The sequence below is a fragment of the Streptomyces sp. NPDC008092 genome, from assembly GCF_042957285.1.
Lineage (GTDB): Bacteria > Actinomycetota > Actinomycetes > Streptomycetales > Streptomycetaceae > Streptomyces.
The window spans coordinates 707518-724844 of sequence record NZ_JBIBHY010000001.1 but is presented as its reverse complement, the minus strand read 5'-3'; the positions used below and the strand labels follow the sequence as shown (position 1 = coordinate 724844).

At 74.6% G+C, this 17327-nt stretch carries 15 protein-coding genes and 1 pseudogene; 4 read left to right on the top strand and 12 right to left on the bottom strand.

All coding sequences use genetic code 11. The annotated features are described in order from the left end of the window. Nucleotides 1-54 precede the first annotated feature (54 nt). The gene (locus ACFZB3_RS02935; RefSeq protein WP_391368632.1) at nucleotides 55-1128 is read right to left on the bottom strand and encodes a hypothetical protein; all 1074 of its coding nucleotides are present in this window, start codon (nucleotides 1126-1128) and stop codon (nucleotides 55-57) included. Between the two features lie 345 nt (nucleotides 1129-1473). Here ACFZB3_RS02935 and ACFZB3_RS02930 point away from each other — a divergent pair. Continuing rightward, nucleotides 1474-1578 (top strand): annotated as a pseudogene (locus tag ACFZB3_RS02930) (protease); the annotation flags it as partial. Nucleotides 1579-1600: 22 nt separating this feature from the next. On the opposite strand, the gene ACFZB3_RS02925 reads toward ACFZB3_RS02930, so the two are convergent. The 3 genes from ACFZB3_RS02925 to ACFZB3_RS02915 all read right to left on the bottom strand — a co-directional run bounded on the left by ACFZB3_RS02925 (nucleotide 1601) and on the right by ACFZB3_RS02915 (nucleotide 4461). Next, nucleotides 1601-1858 carry a DUF6158 family protein gene (locus ACFZB3_RS02925; RefSeq protein ID WP_391368629.1) on the bottom strand — a complete coding sequence of 86 codons (258 nt, stop codon included), beginning with the start codon at nucleotides 1856-1858 and terminating at the stop codon, nucleotides 1601-1603. A gap of 134 nt (nucleotides 1859-1992) precedes the next feature. Next, a complete protein-coding gene (locus tag ACFZB3_RS02920; RefSeq protein WP_391368626.1) occupies nucleotides 1993-3612 on the bottom strand; it encodes an ATP-binding cassette domain-containing protein in 1620 nt (539 codons plus the stop codon). Nucleotides 3613-3813: 201 nt separating this feature from the next. After that, a complete protein-coding gene (locus tag ACFZB3_RS02915) occupies nucleotides 3814-4461 on the bottom strand; it encodes a histidine phosphatase family protein (protein WP_391368623.1) in 648 nt (215 codons plus the stop codon). A gap of 79 nt (nucleotides 4462-4540) precedes the next feature. Here ACFZB3_RS02915 and ACFZB3_RS02910 point away from each other — a divergent pair, with 79 nt between their 5' ends. Both ACFZB3_RS02910 and ACFZB3_RS02905 read left to right on the top strand, forming a co-directional pair. Then, a complete protein-coding gene (locus ACFZB3_RS02910) occupies nucleotides 4541-6064 on the top strand; it encodes a phosphatase PAP2 family protein (RefSeq protein ID WP_391368620.1) in 1524 nt (507 codons plus the stop codon). Between the two features lie 142 nt (nucleotides 6065-6206). Continuing rightward, nucleotides 6207-7028, top strand: a complete 822-nt coding sequence (locus ACFZB3_RS02905) for a methyltransferase domain-containing protein (protein WP_391368617.1) — start codon at nucleotides 6207-6209, stop codon at nucleotides 7026-7028. A 48-nt stretch (nucleotides 7029-7076) separates the two neighbouring features. Here ACFZB3_RS02905 and ACFZB3_RS02900 read toward each other — a convergent pair whose 3' ends face one another. The 4 genes from ACFZB3_RS02900 to ACFZB3_RS02885 all read right to left on the bottom strand — a co-directional run bounded on the left by ACFZB3_RS02900 (nucleotide 7077) and on the right by ACFZB3_RS02885 (nucleotide 11341). Next, a complete protein-coding gene (locus ACFZB3_RS02900; protein WP_391368614.1) occupies nucleotides 7077-7784 on the bottom strand; it encodes a GvpL/GvpF family gas vesicle protein in 708 nt (235 codons plus the stop codon). After that, nucleotides 7781-8560, bottom strand: a complete 780-nt coding sequence (locus ACFZB3_RS02895) for a GvpL/GvpF family gas vesicle protein (RefSeq protein ID WP_391368611.1) — start codon at nucleotides 8558-8560, stop codon at nucleotides 7781-7783. Before ACFZB3_RS02895 ends, ACFZB3_RS02900 begins: the two co-directional genes overlap by 4 nt. Before the next feature lie 58 nt (nucleotides 8561-8618). Next, complete coding sequence (locus tag ACFZB3_RS02890; RefSeq protein ID WP_391368608.1) at nucleotides 8619-10466, bottom strand: transketolase; 1848 nt, start codon at nucleotides 10464-10466, stop codon at nucleotides 8619-8621. A 443-nt stretch (nucleotides 10467-10909) separates the two neighbouring features. Next, the gene (locus ACFZB3_RS02885) at nucleotides 10910-11341 is read right to left on the bottom strand and encodes a phage holin family protein (RefSeq protein WP_391368605.1); all 432 of its coding nucleotides are present in this window, start codon (nucleotides 11339-11341) and stop codon (nucleotides 10910-10912) included. A gap of 88 nt (nucleotides 11342-11429) precedes the next feature. Here ACFZB3_RS02885 and ACFZB3_RS02880 point away from each other — a divergent pair, with 88 nt between their 5' ends. Continuing rightward, complete coding sequence (locus tag ACFZB3_RS02880) at nucleotides 11430-11780, top strand: VOC family protein (RefSeq protein ID WP_391368602.1); 351 nt, start codon at nucleotides 11430-11432, stop codon at nucleotides 11778-11780. Nucleotides 11781-11792: 12 nt separating this feature from the next. On the opposite strand, the gene ACFZB3_RS02875 is transcribed toward ACFZB3_RS02880, so the two are convergent. The 4 genes from ACFZB3_RS02875 to ACFZB3_RS02860 all read right to left on the bottom strand — a co-directional run bounded on the left by ACFZB3_RS02875 (nucleotide 11793) and on the right by ACFZB3_RS02860 (nucleotide 17321). Continuing rightward, nucleotides 11793-13709 (bottom strand): DUF5107 domain-containing protein, encoded by a 1917-nt coding sequence (locus tag ACFZB3_RS02875; protein WP_391368599.1) that lies wholly within the window; start codon nucleotides 13707-13709, stop codon nucleotides 11793-11795. A gap of 127 nt (nucleotides 13710-13836) precedes the next feature. After that, the gene (locus ACFZB3_RS02870; RefSeq protein ID WP_391368596.1) at nucleotides 13837-14397 is read right to left on the bottom strand and encodes a GNAT family N-acetyltransferase; all 561 of its coding nucleotides are present in this window, start codon (nucleotides 14395-14397) and stop codon (nucleotides 13837-13839) included. Between the two features lie 42 nt (nucleotides 14398-14439). Then, nucleotides 14440-15363 (bottom strand): LD-carboxypeptidase, encoded by a 924-nt coding sequence (locus ACFZB3_RS02865; protein ID WP_391369725.1) that lies wholly within the window; start codon nucleotides 15361-15363, stop codon nucleotides 14440-14442. A gap of 23 nt (nucleotides 15364-15386) precedes the next feature. Beyond that, complete coding sequence (locus tag ACFZB3_RS02860; protein ID WP_391368593.1) at nucleotides 15387-17321, bottom strand: LpqB family beta-propeller domain-containing protein; 1935 nt, start codon at nucleotides 17319-17321, stop codon at nucleotides 15387-15389. Between the last annotated feature and the right edge of the window lie 6 nt (nucleotides 17322-17327).

Here is a 17327-nt window from a genome sequence, read left to right as displayed (position 1 = left end):
CGTCGTGCGTACGGTGCCGGAGTGGGCGCTCCGGGGTACCCGGCGGCCGCCCGGTCACCCGTCCGCGCCGGACCGCCCGCCCCACAGCCGGTACGACCGCCCGCCCCACAGCCGGTACGCGGCGCCGCAGCAGGCCGCCGCGATCAGCATCCCGCCCGCGACCAGCGCCGGTACGGACGTGCTGTAGGCGCCGCCGTCCCCGGCCGCCACCCCGTGCTGCATGCCCGCCCCGGCGCAGGATCCGTCATCGCCGCGGGCCCCGCCGCACTCCTGGGCGTCACCGCCACCGCCACCGCACGACTGCTGCCCTCCGGCGCAGGGCCGCTCACTGCTCCCGTGCGTCCCGTGAGAGACGTCGCCGCCCTCGCCCCGAGGATCCGCGGCATCGGCGTCAGCACGGGAAGCCGTGTCACCGTCAGCGCGATCGCCGGGGAAGGCAGTGCCGTCATCGCCGAGGGAGGCCGAGCCGTCGTCCGCACGGCCGGCGATGCCCACGTCACCACGAATGCCGGAGCCCACGTCACCACCACGGACACCGGTGCCCGCGTCACCACCACGAACGCCGGTGCCCGCGTCACCACCACGAACGCCGGTGCCCGCGTCATCGCGAGGAGCCGTGCCCTCGTCGCCGCGGGCGAGCATGCCGTCGTCGCCGCGCACGGCCGTTCCGTCGTCCCCGCCGATGACCGTACCGTCGTCCCCGCCGACGACCGTCCCGCCGTCCACCGGGGGCACCGTGCCGCCGCCGGTCTGCGGCACGGCCCCACCGCCGACCTGCGGCATCGCCCCGCCGTCGCCCTGGAGGAGGAACGTGCCGCCGTCCCCCACGGAAGCCGTACCGCCGTCCCCCGCAGAAGCCGAAACGCCGTCGTCCCCCGCGACGACCGGGTGCGCGGTCGACGGCCGTGCCTGTTGTCCGCTCGCCACCACCGGACAGGTCCCGTCGGCGGTCCGGGTGCCGTCCCGCCCGGCGACGGTCTTCGCGCAGGTCACGGAGACGGTGACGGCGGCGCCCGGCCGGGCGCCGCCGGGGCTGGTCCCGGCGGCGACCGCGGCGGCCGGGCCGGTGGCGCCGAACGCGGCACCCGCCAGGACGGCGACGGACAGGGTGCGAACGGTGCGGCGCATGGGAGGAGCTCCTTGCACGGACGACTCGGAGGCACGGGGCCCGTACCCCCGCAGCCATCACAGCCCGGCCCACGCCCCGCCGCGCGCGGCCGGACCCCATTCGCGGGACACGCGCCCTCTTTCGGGTGACGTCATGAGCCGGGAACGCCCCCGAGCCCCGGCGCCACGGCCGCCCGCCGACGTGTTGCGGTGCGTGAACGCTCCCGAGACGCTGGTCGAGCGGGGTTCGCTGCTGCCGCATCCGGTACGCCGCGGCGGGCTGCCGGTGCCGGCCGAGGCCGGTGGCCGACGGGGAGTGAGCCGGGGCGCAGCGAACCAGCGAAGCCGCCGAAGGGAATGAGCGTCATGCGTATCGCGTTTCTGGCCGCGCCCGAGGGCGTCGAGCAGGTGGAGCTGACCGAGCCGTGGCAGGCGGTCTCCGGCGCCGGGCACGAGCCGGTGCTGGTGTCGTGTCTCAACGACCTCAGCGGCCTCAGTTCGCGGCGGCGCCCGGTGTCGCGGTCTCGGCGCAGTTCCGCTCGCGGGCGCCTTCCCGGGTGCGGCCGGCGGCGACGAGACGCCGCGGGTTGCGCCGCAGGTACTCGCCCTCCAGCTGGGCCATGCGCTCGTTGTGGGCCCGCAGCGCGTCGTTCGAGCCGTACAGCAGGGTGTCGTGGCGCGTCCGGTGGATGGTCTCCAGCTCCTTCATGAGCTGCTGTTCGTCCAGCCGGCTGGGGTCGACTCCGGTCATGGTGGTACCCCGCTCGTCGTGTGGGTCCCGGCGGTCCGGATTCCTGCCTCCACTGTACGAACATCCGGGCGCGCGGGCCTCCCTAGGGCACCGCCCTGCGCCGCTGCCCTGTCGTACCGCTCCGCCGAACCGCCCTACCGCACCCGCTCCACCCGGCGCTCGTCCCACACCGGCTCCGCCGTCTCGCGGACCCGGCCGTCGCTGCCGAAGACCAGGTAGCGGTCGAAGGAGCGGGCGAACCAGCGGTCGTGGGTGACGGCGAGCACCGTGCCGTCGAAGGCCTCCAGACCCTCCTGGAGTGCCTCGGCGGACTCCAGGTCGAGGTTGTCGGTCGGCTCGTCGAGAAGCAGTGCCGTCACACCCTGCAGCTCCAGCAACAGGATCTGGAACCGGGCCTGCTGGCCCCCGGACAACCTGTCGAAGTTCTGTTCGGCCTGCTGGGTGAGCTCGTAGCGGCGCAGCCGGGACATCGCCGCGCCGCGGTCCTGGGAGTGCTCCGTCCACAGGATGTCCAGGAGGGTCCGGCCCTCCAGCTCGGGGTGGGCGTGGGTCTGCGCGAAGTGCCCGGGCACCACCCGCGCGCCCAGCTTCCACTCCCCCGAGTGGGCCACGTCCTCGCCGGCCAGCAGCCGCAGGAAGTGCGACTTGCCGGAGCCGTTGGAGCCGAGGACGGCGACCCGTTCGCCGTAGAAGACCTCCAGGTCGAAGGGTTTCATCAGGCCGGTGAGTTCGAGCTGCGCGCAGGTCACGGCCCGTACGCCGGTACGGCCGCCCTTGATGCGCATCCTGATGTCCTGCTCGCGCGGTGGCTCGGGCGGCGGGCCGGCCTCCTCGAACTTGCGCAGCCGGGTCTGGGCGGCCGCGTACCGGGACGCCAACTCGTGGGAGATGGAGGCGGCCTGACGGAGGCTCAGCACGAGTTTCTTCAGCTGGGCGTGCTTCTCGTCCCAGCGGCGGCGCAACTCCTCGAAGCGGGCGAAGCGTTCACGCCGGGCCTCGTGGTAGGTGGCGAAGCCGCCGCCGTGCACCCAGGCGTCGGCGCCGGTCGGCGAGGGTTCCACGGAGACGATCTTCTCGGCGGAGCGGGAGAGGAGTTCGCGGTCGTGGGAGACGAACAGGACCGTCTTGCGGGTCTCCTTCAGCTGCTGCTCCAGCCAGCGCTTGCCGGGCACGTCGAGGTAGTTGTCCGGCTCGTCGAGCAGCAGCACCTCGTCGGTGCCCCGGAACAGCGCCTCCAGCACCAGCCGCTTCTGCTCGCCGCCGGAGAGGGTGCGCACCTGCCGCCACTGGGCCTTCTCGTACGGCACCCCGAGGGCGGCCATGGTGCACATGTCCCAGAGCGTCTCGTGCTCGTAGCCGCGTACCTCGGCCCAGTCGGCGAGGGCCTGCGCGTACTTCAGCTGGGCCGCCTCGTCGTCGACGGTCATGATGCCGTGCTCGGCCTTGTCGACGGCCTGTGCGGCCGTGCGGATGCCGGGCGGTGCGACGGACACGAGGAGGTCCCGTACGGTCGTCTCGTCCCGTACGGAGCCCACGAACTGGCGCATCACGCCGAGGCCGCCGCTGACGGCCACGGTGCCGCCGTGCGGCTTCAGCTCGCCGGAGATCAGCCGAAGCAAGGTGGTCTTGCCGGCGCCGTTGGGTCCGACGAGGGCGACGGCGGCCCCTTCGCCGACCCGGAAGGAGACGTCGCCGAGCAGCGCCCTCCCGTCGGGGAGGTAGTACTCAAGGTGCGCGGCTTCCAGGTGTCCCATGGTGAGGGATTGTGCGGGGTGCCTCCGACCTGGGGCAAACCGTTATCTGCCCGCCGTCTTCGACCGCGGCCCGGTGGGGGGCTGGTCGCGCGGTTCCCCGCGCCCCTCAAAAGAAGGGGCGCTGCGGTGAGCGCCCCTTCAGGGGCGCGGGGAACGGCGCGAGCAACCACGACGTGCCCGCGGCCGAAAACGTCGGCGGCCCTACTCCACCGGCTCCCCCGTCGGCCCGCTCGCCCCCGTCGGCTCCACGACCGCACCCTCCCACGACAGCGCCTTCCAGCCGTCGGCCGGAGAGCCCTCCAGGATCACCACACCGGTGTTGTCGAGGGGGCGGGAGGCCGCGTAGGGGACGTCCACGTTGTCGGCGCGGGCCGCGGTCCACAGGCGGATCGCGGCACCGTGGCTGACCATGGCTACCGTTCCGGCGCCGGTCGCCGCGGCCTCGGCGACCACCGCGTCGTAGCGGCCCAGGACCTCGTCCCCGCTCTCCCCGCCGGGCATGCGCAGCGCCGTGTCCCCGGCCGCCCACGCGAACACCGTGCGCATGTACTCCTCGCCCCGCTCGGAGTGGCCGGGCAGCAGTTCCAGGTCGCCGGCGGACACCTCGCGGATGCCGTCGCGGACGACGGGGCCGAGACCGCGGGCGGCGGCCAGCGGGGCGGCGGTGAGCTGGGTGCGGGTGAGGGTGGAGACGTAGAGGGCCTCGATGTCCTCGCCGGCGAGGGCCCCGGGGAGGGCCGCCGCCTGCTGCTCGCCGAGGGCGGTCAGACCGGGACCGGGTACCGCGGTGTCGAGCAGGAAGTCGACGTTGGTCGGGGTCTGCCCGTGACGTATGAGGAGCAGGCGCATCCGGGGTTCCTCTCACTCGGCTCGCTCGACCGCGACGCGGGCCGGCAGGAAAGTGCCACTTCAGGGTACCCGGACCCGCATGAGCCCAGACCTCGACCTCACCGTCCCGAAGCCCGGCCGGCACCCCCTGCGCGACCGGCTGCTCGCCCTCGACAGCCGGCTGTTCGAGAGCGCCGCCGAGCGGAACTGGCCGTTCGCCGAGCCGGTGCTGCCCCGGCTGAGCCGCACCGCCGACCACGGCGTGCTGTGGCTGGCGGCGGCCGCCGCGGTGGCCGCGACCCGCACGCCCCGGGCCCGCCGGGCCGCCGCCCGCGGCCTGGCCTCGCTCACCCTGGCCTCCCTGACCATCAACACCCTCGGCAAGCGCTCGGTGCGCCGCCCGCGCCCGCTCCTGGACCCGGTGCCCGCGGTACGGCACCTGAAGCGGCAGCCGATCACCACCTCGTTCCCCTCCGGGCACGCCGCGTCGGCGGCCGCCTTCGCGACCGGGATCGCCCTGGAGTCCCCGGCGTGGGGCGCGGTGCTGGCGCCGGTGGCGTTCTCCGTCGCCCTGTCCCGGGTCTACACGGGCGTGCACTTCCCGAGCGACGTGCTCGCGGGTGCGGCGCTGGGGGTGGGCGCCGCGTTGGCGGTACGGGGGCTGGTGCCGACGCGGGCGCGGACCGGCCCGCCGCCCCGGCCGCGCGCCGAGGCCCCGGCGCTGCCCGACGGGGACGGTCTGGTGGTGGTGGCCAACCGGGCCTCCGGCAGCGCCGAGCGGTTCCGGGTGCTGCGCCGCGAGCTGCCGGCGGCGGAGCTGGTGGAGTGTGAACCGGACGAGGTGCAGGCCGAGTTGGCGAAGGCGGCGGTGCGGGCGCGGGCGCTCGGGGTGTGCGGCGGCGACGGCACCGTGAACGCGGCGGCCGGCGTCGCCCTGCGCCACGGGCTGCCGCTCGCGGTACTGCCCGGCGGCACCCTCAACCACTTCGCCCACGACCTGAGCGTGGAGGACGGCCGGGACCTCGGCCGGGCGGTGCGCGAGGGCTCGGCGGTCCGGGTGGACGTCGGCCGCTTCGCCTCCGGCGGCCGGGAGGGCGTCTTCCTGAACACGCTGAGCCTGGGCGTCTACCCGGAGCTGGTCCGGGAGCGGGAACGCTGGTCGCACCGCATCGGCGCCTGGCCGGCCGAGGTGCTGGCCGTACTGCGTGTGCTGCGCGCCGACCGGCATCCGCTCCAGGTCGAACTGCGCGGCGAGACCCACCCGTTGTGGTTGCTGTTCGTCGGCAACTGCCTGTACCACCGGCTGGCCCTGACCCCGGGCCGCCGCACCGACCTGGCGGACGGGCAGCTCGACGTACGCGTGGTGCACGGCGGCCGGCATCCCGCGCTCCGCCTGCTCTCCGCCGCCCTCGCGGGGCCGGTTCCGCTCCCCCGTTCCCGGCTCCGCCCGAGCGGGCGTCACCCCGGCGCCGCGCGCGGCAAGGCCCGGCTGAGCCGGCTGCGCCTGACCGGTGTCGCGGCCGGCACACCGCTCGCGTACGACGGCGAAGTCACCGACGTGTCGGGGGAGATGACGGTGGAGAAGCTGCCGGAGGCACTGACCGTGTACCGGCCGCTGCCCTGATCCGCCGCAGCGGCATGACGGACTGTCAGTCCGCATCATGAAACGCAGGTCTCATCATTCGACATGCGGGCGTAGCGTTGCGGATACCGCGGGACGGGGCCGTCCGGCCCCGTCCGCCGGTGTGACGCGAAGGGGTTGAGCCATGTCGAAGCCACAGGAGACCGCCGTCTACACGCACGGGCACCACGAGTCGGTGCTGCGCTCCCACACCTGGCGCACCGCCGCCAACTCCGCGGCCTACCTGCTCGGTTCGCTGAAGCCCCACATGAAGATCCTGGACATCGGCTGCGGCCCCGGCACGATCACCGCCGACCTGGCCGAGCTGGTCCCCGACGGCCATGTCACCGGCGTCGACCACGCACCGGGCATCCTGGAGCAGGCCCGCGCGACCGCGGCCGGGCGCGGGCTGGCGAACGTGGACTTCGCGGTCGCCGACGTGCACGCGCTGGAGTACCCGGACGACACCTTCTGCGTGGTCCACGCCCACCAGGTGCTCCAGCACGTGGGCGACCCGGTGCAGGCGCTGCGCGAGATGCGCCGGGTCACCAAACCGGACGGCTTCATCGCCGTACGCGACTCGGACTACGCGGCGATGACCTGGTACCCGGCGGTGCCCGGCCTGGACGACTGGTCGGACCTGTACCGGCGGGTGGCCCGCGCCAACGGGGGCGAGCCGGACGCCGGGCGGCGGCTGAGGTCCTGGGCGCTGGCGGCGGGGCTGACGGACATCACGGCCACCTCCGGCACCTGGACGTACAGCACGGCCGAGGAACGGGCCTGGTGGGGCGGGCTGTGGGCGGACCGCACGGTCGCCTCCGCCTATGCGGAGCGAGCCATCGAGGGTGGCCACGCGACCACGGAGGGGTTGGCGGAGATCGCGGCGGCCTGGCGGGAGTGGGCGGAGCAGGAGGACGGCTGGTTCGCCGTACTGCACGGCGAGATCCTCGGCCGCAAGCGAACCTGATGCACGCGGTCCTGCGGGAGCATCAGGGCGAACCCGATGCGCTGACGGTCACGGCTGCTCCCGCACTTCCGCCGGCTCGGTGATCGGCTCGGTGAAGGAGTACGCCGCCCACGGTCCGGTGAGTTCCACCCGCGTCGTCGGTGCCTCGTCCCTCGTGCGGTCGACCAGTTCCACGAATTGCTCGGAATCCGCGCGGGACACCAGATAGGCGGCGTTCAGCAGGTTCTGCCCGGACGCTCCGGAAAGCGCCGCAGGCTGCGGAGGGTGCAGCCGGCAGTCCTCGGCGCGCCCGGAGAGCCGCTCGTGCAGGACACGCGCGAATTCCTCGGCGGCGGGGGCCGGCTGCCCGGGCGGGCCGGCGTACAGCTTGACGCCCCACTCGACCCGCCCGTCGAGCCGGTCGAGGGTGTGCAGGAACTCGGCCTCCCGGGCCTCCATCATGATCCGTACGCCGCTGTCGTCCCGGAAGACCGTGGCCGGCCGGAGCGGCAGTGGCGTGGTGACCGTGGTGAGCGCGTCGATCACGCACTGGTGGGCACGGGCGGTCGCGGCCGTCCAGTCCGGGTCCGCCAGGTGCTCCCGCAGCGGCTCCTCGGCGAAGTCGCCCTCCGGGACCGTGCTGACGACGGCGACCAGCCCGTGGTGCCTGAGCAGCCCCGGCGGGACCCCGGCCACGCCGGTGAGCTGGGCCTGAAGGGCTGCCGCGAACGGACGGCAGACGGCGTACACGTACCGGAGTCCGCCCTGTGAGGTCATCTGTCCTCCTGCTGGCGATGTCCGCGGCCGGCCGTGGAGACCGCCGGTTCGGCGGGCCCCGGTTCGACGAAACTGTACGGCGGGAGCGGTCCGTTGACGCTCAGGTCGAGATGCGGGCGGCTCCTGCGCAGCCGCTCGGCTCCGGCCAGGAAGGACCCGGCGGAGCGCCGGTCCACGAGGAAGGACACGTTGACCAGCCAGCCGGTGGGGTCGGGCTCCGCGCTGACGGCGGCCGACTCGGCTTCGAGCACCTGCCGCACCTCGGCCGCGTCCTCCGCCTCCCGGGCCTGTACGGCGGCCACCACCATCGCGCCGAGCCGCATCCGGCTCTGGTGGGTGCCGCCGCCCGCCTTCCGGCCGGCCTCGGCCAGGGCGCGCAGCTCGGGGTCCTCGGACATCACGCGGTGCAGCACGGCCTCTTCGATGTGGCCGGCCCTGACGTGGTACTCGACCTTGCCGTCGAGGGTGCGCAACCGCTCCCGGTAGTGGTCGGCGCGTTCGGCGAGGACGCCGGTGACGGTGTCGTCGTCCGGGGCGACGCTGCCGAACCGCATGGGCAGCACGCAGCCGCCGTCCCCGGCCCTGGCCAGCACGTTCCGGTGGGCGAGCAGATCCCGGCGCCCGGGCCGGAGCCCGGCGGGGGCCTCACTGACCAGTGCGGCCAGCCCGCCCTCCGTGAGGACCCGCACCCGGCGCGGCGGATCGCCGACCCCGTCCATGCCCTCGGGCAGAGCAGGGTGCGCGGCGGCCGTGATGCCGTAGACGTACGTACTCACTCGTGCTCCTCCCTCTCTCCTTCGCGGCCTCCCGCACCGGGGCGGAGTCCGTGCCGGGTCATCGCACGACGGCCTCCTCGACCAGCAGCCGGCCGGCCACCGCGATCGCGTCGGCGTCGATCCCCGCGGCGTGCAGCTGCTGGTCGGGGGCGGCCGAACCCGGCATGATGCGGACGGCGAGCCGTACCAGCCGCGGCACGGGCCTGCCGTCCGCGAACGCCTCGGCCACGGCGTCGCCGAGCCCGCCCTCCTCGTGGTGGTCCTCGACGGTGAGCAGACAGCCGGTCTCCTCGGCGGCCGTGTACAGCGTCTGCCGGTCGACGGGCTTCACCGAGTAGAGGTCGACGACCCGGATCGCGATGCCGTCCTCGGCGAGCGCGTCGGCGGCCTTCAGCGCCTCGTGCAGGGTGACCCCGGCGGCGACCACGGTCAGCCGGTCCTCCTCGGAGGAGCGCAGCACCTTGCTGCCGCCGACCGGGAACTCCTCGTCCGGGCCGTAGATCACCGGGCTCGCCCCGCGCGAGGTGCGCAGATAGCGGATGCCGTCGAGCCCGGCCATGGTCGCGACGAGCCTGGCGGTCTGGTTGGCGTCGCACGGGTAGAGCACGGTCGAGCCGTACAACGAGCGGAACATCGCCAGGTCCTCCAGGCCCATCTGGGAGGGCCCGTCCTGCCCGATGGCCACGCCCGCGTGCGAGCCGACCAGGTTGATCCCGCTGCCGCTGACGGCGGCCATCCGCACGAAGTCGTAGGCCCGGCTCAGGAAGGCGGCGAAGGTCGCGGCGTACGGCACCCAGCCGCGCGTGGCCATGCCGACGGCACCGGCGACGAGTTGCTGTTCGGCGATGTAGAACTCGAAGTAGCGGTCGGGGTGTTCCTTGCCGAAGAGCTCGGTCCGGGTGGAGTCGCCGACCTCGCCGTCCAGCGCGACCACGTCGGCGCGGGCGTGGCCCAGCGCGACGAGCGCCTTGCCGAAGGCGTCCCGGGTGGGGACCTCTTCTCCCTTGTCGTAGCGCGGGAGTTCGAGCGCGCCCGTGGGCACCGAGTGCAGTGCGCGGGCCGCCGGCGGCTCCTTCACGTGGACGTGCAGGTCCCGTACCCCGCCGAGTTCGGCAACGGCCTCCGCAGCGTCCGGCAGCGGCTTGCCGTGCATGCCCTCGCGGTCCTCGACCGAGGCGACACCCCGGCCCTTGCGGGTGCGGGCGAGGATCACGGTGGGCTGTCCGGGGGTGGCCGCGGCCTCGCCGCAGGCGCGGTCGACGGCGTCCACGTCGTGCCCGTCGATCTGCACGGTGTGCCAGCCGAAGGCCTGGAAGCGGCGGGCGTAGGCGTCGAGGTCATGGCCGTGCCGGGTGGGGCCGCGCTGGCCGAGCCGGTTGACGTCCACGATCGCGGTGAGGTTGTCGAGGTGCTCGTACCCGGCGTGCTCGGCGGCCTCCCAGACGGAGCCCTCCGCCAGCTCGCTGTCCCCGCACAGCACCCAGACCCGGTAACGGCCGTGCTCCAGCCGCTTCCCGGACAGCGCGATGCCGACGCCGACCGGCAGTCCCTGGCCGAGCGAGCCGGTGGCGGTCTCCACCCAGGGCAGCCGGCGCGGGGTCGGGTGCCCCTCCAGGTGGCTGCCGAGCATGCGGAAGGTGAGCAGTTCGGCGTCGTCGATGGCACCGGCCGCCTTGTAGGCGGCGTACAGCAGCGGCGAGGCGTGGCCCTTGGAGAGGACGAAGCGGTCGTTGCCGGGGTGGTCGGGCCGCTCGAAGTCGTAGCGCAGATGGTGGGCGAGCAGGACGGCCATCACGTCGGCGGCGGACATCGACGAGGTCGGATGCCCGGACTCGGCCGCGGCGGCCGCCCGCACGCTGTCCACGCGCAACTGCTGGGCGAGTTCGACGAGTTCGGCGGTGTTCATGAGGCTCCTTCCGGAGGATGGTCCGTGACGGATTCGGGGGCCTTCGGCAGGGACCGACGATCGGCCGCCCCTTCTCCGCAGGGCACCGGACAGCGGATGGGCGATCCGCCGGGGCCGAGGATCCCCGCGGCGCCCCGGGGCCGCAGGGGCAGATACAGGAAGTGGTCGGTGCGGTCACGCAGGGTGATACCTGCGCGGCCCCGGGCCGGCCGCGTAGGCGTGCGGGCCGCACGGTACCCGGCGAACCCGGCGCCGACGATCACAGTCCGGGGCCGACGACTCACGGTGCGCCTCCGGGGATACGACGAGGTCCAAGGCCACCCACGTAACCGTAGGCTCGACCTTGAAACACCGCGCGTCGGGACACCGCCCGCTCCGGCGCGCCCGGGAGGGGCGGTGGGGGGCACCCCCGGCCGGGAGCTGGGCAGGCCCTGCGCGACCCGTCAGCCCCGGTGATGAGGCGCCTCCGGATCCACACCCGGCCTGGGCGGAGCCGCCGGCATCGGCGGATACGGCAGCCCCAGCCCGCCGGGCGGTGCCCCTGGCGCCGTCCCGCCGGCCACCCGGTGCGGCGCATGCGGCCTCTTCGGCCGCCCCGCCTCCCGCAGCGCACCGGCGACCGCGCCCAGGATCACCGCGGTGACCAGCGCCGCGGCCCACGCCGGCAGCAGGATCGCCCAGGCCAGCCCCACGGCCAGCGCCACGGCAGCCCCGGCGTAAAGGGCGACCGCGCCGGACGCGCCGTACAGCACGGCGGCCCGCCGCCGCTTGCGGCCCTGCTCGCGCAGCTCGTCCCGCACGGTCTCGCGGGCGACCTGTGCCAGCTCGTCGACGAGGTCCTTGTCCAGATGTTCGAGATGATCCAGGTGTTCCATACCGCGCGGGTACCCGGACCGGAATTGCCGTAACAGGAGATCACCGGAGGCCGCCCCGTCCCGGCCCGCGGCAACTAGGCTCGTGCCCATGGAGATTCTGGGCGCCTCCCTGCGCATCTGCGTCGACGACCTCGATACCGCGATCCCGTTCTACGAACGCCTCTCCGGCGGCAGAGCCCAGCGCTTCGAACGCGGCAGTGTCCAGGTCGCCGCGGTCGGCTCCTTCCTCCTGATGAGCGGACCGGAGTCGGAGCTGGAGGTGCTGCGCAAGGTGGCCGCGACGATCGCGGTGCAGGACGTCGAGGCGGCCCACCGGCTCCTCGACGACCTCGGCGCCCGCGTCCTCGCGGGGCCGATGGCCACGCCCGTCGGCCACACGCTGCTCGCGATGCACCCGGACGGCTCGGTCTTCGAGTACGTCGACCAGCACCGGGACTGAGGCGGGGACCGGTCAGAGGCCCGGCGGCCGCATCCGGAAGTCGTACCGGGCGGGCAGCGGCTCGTCACCGAGCCGCGCCCACAGCCGGCCGAGCGCGTCCGAGCCCTCCCGCAGGTCGGCCACCTCGAACCCGGACTCGAACACGGCCCGGGCCGCCGCCCGCCGCCCCTCCGCGAGCAGCAGCTCCGCCTCCAGGAGCCGGAACCGGCCGCGCTCCCGGATCGCGGGCAGCAGCGCCTCCCACACGGCCCGGGCGTCCACGACCCGCCGCACCCGCAGCAGCGCCTCGACGGCCTCCCGGCCGAGCGCCGCGCAGGCCGCCGTCCAGGTCTCGCCGTCGTCACGGCGCTCCCGGCACAGGTCGTCGAAGGCGTCCGCGTACCGCTCGGCGGCCCGCTCGTGCTGTCCGTACTCCTGGTCGGCGACGGCGAGACAGCGCAGCAGCGGCCAGAGCGACGGGGCGAGGGCGAGGGCCCGCTCCCAGCTGCGGACGGCCTGGGCACGGTCGCCGGCGTGCCACTGGGCGACGCCGAGGTGGTACTCGGTGTGCGGGGTGGCGGGGGCCGTCTCCAGCATGTCCCGCCAGTGCGGGGCCACCAGCGTCGGTCCGGGCGGCCGTACCCGGCGGGGTTCGGGCAGGGTGCCGGTGCGCAGCAGCTCCCGCCAGGGCGCCTGTTCCCCGGTCAGCGTCGACTCGGCGAACGGTGTGCCGGGCAGCTTCCAGTCGGCGCGCAGCACTTCGAGGGCGCCCCAGCCGGAGCCGGTGGCGAGGAGTTCGCCGGGTTCGGTGTCGGCGTACGGTTTCCAGGCGGCGTGGGCGGCGTCGAACGCGGCGCGCGGCAGGGCGAGTTCGAGTTGCCCGGCGACGTCTCGCGGCGCTGCCCGCAGCGGGCCGTAGGCCTCCAGCCAGGAGACCTCGCTCTCCGCGTCGAGGCGGACGTGTTCCAGCTGGGTGCGGGCCAGTCCGGCCTGGATCTCGCGGTAGCCGTCGGTGCCGGGTCCGCCGAGCCACTCCTGCCAGCGCCGGCCTCCGGGCCCCGACCCCCACACGAACTGTTTCCGGCCGCGCAGTGCGTCGGTGGAGGTCTGCACCAGGCCGTGCCCGTCGGCGTCGAGCGCGGCGATCCAGCGGCGCCGCCCGTCCGGGATGTCGTAGAACCAGTCCGCCGGGTACGGGGGCCGGACGTCGTACGCCGGGACGGGCACCCGGCGCAGTCGGCGCTCGGGCCCGAACTCCCAGGCCTCCTCGGCCGGGACGACGATCCGGCGGTCCTCCGGTACGGCCGTGCTGGACCACCAGTAGCCGGGCACCGGGTGTTCGTGGGGGTTGCGGACGCGGACGCCGGCGTACAGGAAGTCGGAGCCGTCCGGCAGCCACAGGTCGACCTGGAAGGGCAGGTCGCGCAGTCGTTCCCATTCCCACAGCCGGAGCATCTCGCCGCCGTCGGGGGCGGGGACGCGGGCCGCGTGGAGCGGGGCGCAGGAGAGGGTGGTGTGGCCGGTGGCGCCGATGTTCCACTCGATGCCGCCGGCGAACCAGGCGCCGTTGAGAGCGAGGTTGGCGGGCTGGAACACGGGGTTGCGGTGCAGGAGTTCACGGCCGGTGGGCAGGTGGACGAGGGAGGCGACGCGGCCGCCGAGGCCGGGCAGGACGGTGGCCCGCAGCCGGTCGTTCTCGATCACCAGGGCGTCGAACCCGCGCGGCGTGCGGGCTCTGCCGTAGCCGTCGCGGACCCGTACCGGGAGCAGGCTGCGCAGCGGTTCGTGGCCGAGTTGCCGGGCCATGTCCCGGGGCAGGTCCTCCCGGTCGCGCTCGTCGATGCGGTGGATCTCGTCCGGGGGGCGGAGCGGCGGCAGCGGGTTGTCCGGGCCCAACTCCGCCGCGGGCAGGGTCAGTACCTCACGTCGGATCCTCGTCACGATCACCATGGAACCCGCCGCCGGGTGAGCTGGCCAGGGGAGCTGCCGGTCAGGATTGCGCAAAGGCGGGCGGGCCGAGGTCATCGGCGCAGGGGCGGCGGGCCGAGGTCATCCGGGCAGGGCCGGCGGGGCGAGGTCAGCGGGCGGTCCGCATCTCCGCCGTGATCGCCCAGCGTTCGTGGTCCCGCCAGGCCCCGTCGATGTAGATCATGTCCGGTGAGAAGCCCTCCAGCCGGAACCCGGCGCCGCGCGCGAGCGCGATGGACGCGGTGTTGCCGGGCTGTACGTTGATCTCCAGCCGGTGCAGCCGCATCGGCCCGAAGGCGTGGTCCACGACCAGGCCCATCGCCTCCCGCATCAGGCCGCGCCCGGCCGCGTGCGCGAACGCGCCGTAGCCGAGCGCACCGCACTGGAAGCCGCCCTCGACGATGTTGTTGATGTTGATGAACCCGGCGATCGCGCCCTCGGGCTCCCCCGCCTTCTCGCACACCAGGAAACCCGCCTTGCTGCGGTCCTCGATCAGCCGTCCCGCATAGCCGGCGTAGGCCGCGTCCGTGGTGGGCGGGAACAGCCAGGGCTGGTGGAGGTCCTTGCTCTCCCGGGCGCGGGCGATGAACTCGGCACCGTCCTCGTAGGTGTACGGACGGATGCCCACGCGGGGACCCTCGGCGAGATATCGGGAAGCGGTGTGCGGCATCCCGACACCCTACGCGGAGCCGCCTCCGGCGCGGGTGGCCTCTCAGCGCAGGGCCGGCTCCCGCAGGGTCAGCGTGCCCGCGTCCGCGTCCAGCTCGGCGGCGACTCCGAGCGGCATCGTCAGGGCCGCCTCGCAGTGCCCGAAGCCGAACTCCTCCAGCACCGGCACGCCCAGGCCGCCGAGCCGGTCGAGGAGCATCGGCCGCGCCTGCTCGTAGGGCCCGCACCGGTCCCAGGAACCGAGCAGGATCCCGGCGACACCGTCGAGCAGACCGGACCGCAGCAGCTGGGTGATGCTCCGGTCGAGGCTGTACGGTGCCTCGCCGACGTCCTCCAGCAGGAGCAGACCGCCCCGCAAGCCGGGGTGGGTGTGCGGGGTGCCGACGCCCGTGGCGAGCAGCCGCAGGCAGCCGCCGACGGTGACACCCGTGGCCCGGCCGCCCACCAGCGCGGCGCCCCGGGAGGGGATGGTGCGGACCGTCTCCGGGGCGAAGAGGGTGGCCCGCAGGTGTTCCTGCGCCTCGGTGCTCTTGACGAAGTCGGCGCCGGCGGCCACCGGCCCGTACAGGGTGGCGAGGCCGAGCCGGGTCGCGAACGCCTCGTGCAGCACGGTCGCGTCGCTGAAGCCGACGAACACCTTCGGGCCGCCCGCCCGCATCGCCTCCCAGTCCAGCAGGTCGACGAGGCGCTGGGCGCCGTAGCCGCCGCGCGCGCAGAGCACGGCGGAGACGGACGGGTCGCACCAGGCCTGCTGGAGGTCGGCCGCGCGCTCGGCGTCGGAGCCCGCGAGGTACCCGAGCCCGCCGTCGGTGGCGAGCACGTGGGGAGCGGTCACCGGGTCGAGGTCCCAGCCGCGCAGGACGTCGAGGCCGGCCTGGAGCCGCTCCTCCAGCACCGGCCCGCTCGGCGCCACGACGGCGACCCGGGCACCGGCGGAGAGCCTGGCGGGTCTCCTCAGTTCGGTCACTTCGGTCTGTTCCGGCACTTCGGTCACTTCACCAGTTCCAGCTCGGGGATTCCGGGCACGTCCAGCCCGAACACCTGAGCGTAGAGGGCGAGCTCCGCCTCCAGCGCGCGGACCATGGTCTCCGCACGCCGGAAGCCGTGGCCCTCGCCCGCGAAGGTGAGGTACGCGTGCGGCACCGGACGCCCGTCGAGCCGGGCGAGGAAGCGCTCGCACTGCGCGGGCGGGCAGATCACGTCGTCCAGGCCCTGGAGCAGCAGGAAGGGCGCGGTGAGCCGGTCGGCGTGCTCGGCGGGCGACCGCTCGACGTACCGCTCGGGCACCTCGGCGAGCGGGCCGATCAGGGATTCCAGGTACTGGGACTCGAAGTCGTGGGTCTCCCCCGCGCCCCAGCCGGTGAGGTCCAGGACGGGGTAGGCGATGGTGCCGCAGGCGTAGACGTCGGTGCCGGTCAGGGAGGCGGCGGCGGTCCAGCCGCCGGCGCTGCCGCCGCGGATCGCGAGCCGGGCCCGGTCGGCGGTGCCCTCCTCGGCGAGGGCGAGCGCGACGGCCGCGCAGTCCTCGACGTCGACCACGCCCCACTGCTCGCGCAGCCGCTCCCGGTACGCCCGCCCGTATCCGGTGGACCCGCCGTAGTTGACCTCGGCGACCCCGATGCCCCGGGAGGTGAAGTAGGCGATCGCAAGGTCGAGGACGAGCGGTGTCCTGCTGGTGGGGCCGCCGTGCGCCCAGACGACGTAGGGCGGCAGCTCGCCGTCGGGGGCGCGGTGGCCGGGGTGGTGGGGCGGGTGGATGTGGGCGTGCACCTCGCGGCCGCCGGGTCCCGCGAAGGTGCGGATCTGCGGGTCGGGGTAGTAGGCGGGGTCGACCGCGTCCCGGTGCGGGGTGCCGACGACCCGGGCCCGGCCGGAGGCGGTGTCGAGTTCGACGACCTCGTGGGCGGTGCGCGGGCCGGCGCCGACCGCGAGGACGCGGGTGCCGTGCACGGCGAGGGTGGCGGAGAACTCGGTCCACGGCCCGGCCGCGTCGGCGATCTCGCCGGTCTCCGGATCGAGTACCCCGAGTGTCATCGCCCCGCGGCCGTGGAGGACCGCGACCAGCCCGTTGTCCAGCGGTGCGAACCAGTTCTGGCCGAGCCGCCAGAGCGGCCCCGCGAACTCCTCCTCGCGCGGGCACAGGGCGATGTCGTCGCGGTACAGGTTCCACCAGCCGCCGCGGTCGCTCGCGTACAGCAGCCGGTCGTCCGCGGACCACGCCACCTGCGCCACCGCTTCGCCGGGACCGCCGGCCACGGTGCGGACCGTGTGCAGGGTTCCGTCCGCGCCGACCTCGCCGACCAGCAGTTCCGTGCCGTCCCACGGCATCCGCGGATGGTCCCAGGCGAGCCAGGCGGCCCGGCGTCCGTCGTGCGTCAGACGCGGCCCGGTGACGAACCGGTGCCGTTCGCCGGTGAGTTCGCGTACGGCGGCCCGGTCGTCGGCGGCCGAGCCGTCCAGCGGTACGGCGGCGAGCACCCGCCGGACGTCGGTGGCTGCGGCTCCGGTGAACTCCTCAAGGACGCACCAGACTTCACCCCGGTCGAGCAGCAACTGCGGCTCGGCCCAGCGGGGTCCGGGCGGGGTCAGCGGCCGGGGTGTCCCGCCGGGCCGGTACAGGTACAGCCGCTGGTCGTCGAAGTGGACGAAGACCAGCAGCGGCTGTCCGTCGCCGTCGGGTACGGCACCGGCCCACGGGTGTCCGCCGTACTCGATGACCCGGCTGCGGACGTTCCAGGGTGCGGGCAGCACGGACTCCCCGGTGGAGCCGCTGACGAGGGTCCTGCGGCCGCCCTCCGCGGGCCGGGGTTCGGTCCACCAGGGCTCGTCGCCGACGAAGCCCACCCACTCGGCGAAGCCGTCGTGCGCCGCGGCCAGGGCCGCGTCGACGGGTGAGGGCCACGAGCCGTACGCCTTCGTCTCCACGTTCTC